Here is a 1,437-nt window from a genome sequence, read left to right as displayed (position 1 = left end):
TCCGCGCCGGTGATGCCCGCTATTGCTTCGGCCATGACTTCGATCAGCGCCGCGTCGATGCCACGGGCTCCACGCTCAGTGAGCGCCTCGCAGGCCTTGAAGGCGCGCAGGGCCGTGGCCAGTTGCCCCGCCGTCAAGTGCGTGATCGCAACACCATCGCATGGCAGGCCCAGTCGGCGGCAGGTCTCTTGTTTGATGCTCATGAATTAATCCTTGTTGATGCGCGGCCAAGCAGGCGTTGCATTTCGGTGTGCAGCACGGATTGCCCGAATGCGTACAGGTGCTCGCGCACGCGCTCGGCATCGTTCTTGCGGAATGCGCTCGTGCCCACACCGAAACCCGTGCTGCTCCTGATCCTCGATGGCTGGGGCCATACAGTGTTACTAACTTACTACGCGCCACCCCGACGCACTCTCGTTGCCCACAAGGAGGCGGCGACGTGGGCAAGCTGTTCGAGAGGGTAAGGGAAGCGCGCTGGATGACCGGGCTATCTCAGGACGCCTTGGCTCCGGTTGGCCCGGTCGTCAGGGAACCGGACCGCGCCAGCGCGGTCCGATCCCGGCAACGACCCGACATCAAGGCCCCAAGGACGGGGCCGGAGCCCGGCAGCGATGCCGGGCTTTTTGTTGTGCCCGCGCCGCGGCAATGTCTGACGCGAAGATCAGAACGCACCGATACGAACGTGCGAACACAGGCGCAACACTGAGCAGCCGTCCCCGCACCGGAGCGCTGCGTGCCGCGCCTCGCCACATCCCGGCGGCAAGCCGCGGGATGCGCGCCACTGCCGTCCGCCCACACCGGTTCGCGGTACGCGCGCCACGCGCCCGAGCGCACGCTGCTGTACGCGTGGGTAGAGGCGCACTACCCGGACTTCATTGCACGGATCGAAGCGGAGGGCCGCTCGCTGCCCGGGTATGTCCGCGAGGCGTTCGATGCCTACCTGCGTTGCGGCGTGCTCGAGCACGGCTTCCTGCGGGTGGTGTGCGAGCACTGCCGTGCAGAGAGGCTGGTGGCCTTCTCCTGCAAGAAGCGCGGGTTCTGCCCGAGTTGCGGCGCGCGACGCATGGCCGAGAGTGCGCGGCACCTGGTCGACGAGGTGTTCGGCCCGCGGCCGGTGCGGCAATGGGTGCTGAGTTTCCCGTACCCGTTGCGCTTCCTGTTCGCCAGCAAGCCTGAGGCGATCGGCCCGGTGCTGGGCATCGTGCATCGTGTGATCGCCGGTTGGCTTGCCGATCAGGCCGGCGTGCCGCGGGATACGGCGCAATGCGGCGTGGTGACCCTGATCCAGCGCTTCGGCAGCGCGCTGAATCTCAACATCCACTTCCACATGCTGTGGCTCGACGGCGTGTACGAGGACACCACCGAGCGTCCGCAGCGCAAGCCGCGCCTGCACCACACCCGTGCGCCCACATCGGCGCAACTGACGGAACTGGCCAA

Annotated in this window: 2 protein-coding genes; one reads left to right on the top strand and one right to left on the bottom strand. The window is 67.1% G+C overall.

What is annotated here, in order from left to right:
- On the bottom strand, positions 1 to 203 hold a 203-nt coding region (locus tag N5C88_RS31380), incomplete at its 3' end, for a hypothetical protein (protein ID WP_044727127.1).
- A gap of 578 nt (positions 204 to 781) precedes the next feature.
- On the opposite strand from N5C88_RS31380, the gene N5C88_RS31375 reads away from it, so the two are divergent.
- A partial coding sequence (locus N5C88_RS31375; protein WP_280016928.1) for a transposase zinc-binding domain-containing protein occupies positions 782 to 1,437 on the top strand: 656 nt, incomplete at its 3' end.

The organism is Achromobacter sp. GD03932 (genome assembly GCF_029839485.1).
GTDB classification, from domain to species: domain Bacteria; phylum Pseudomonadota; class Gammaproteobacteria; order Burkholderiales; family Burkholderiaceae_B; genus Achromobacter; species Achromobacter bronchisepticus_A.
The sequence above is the reverse complement of the archived record's forward strand: the minus strand, read 5'-3'. Positions and strand labels throughout refer to the sequence as shown.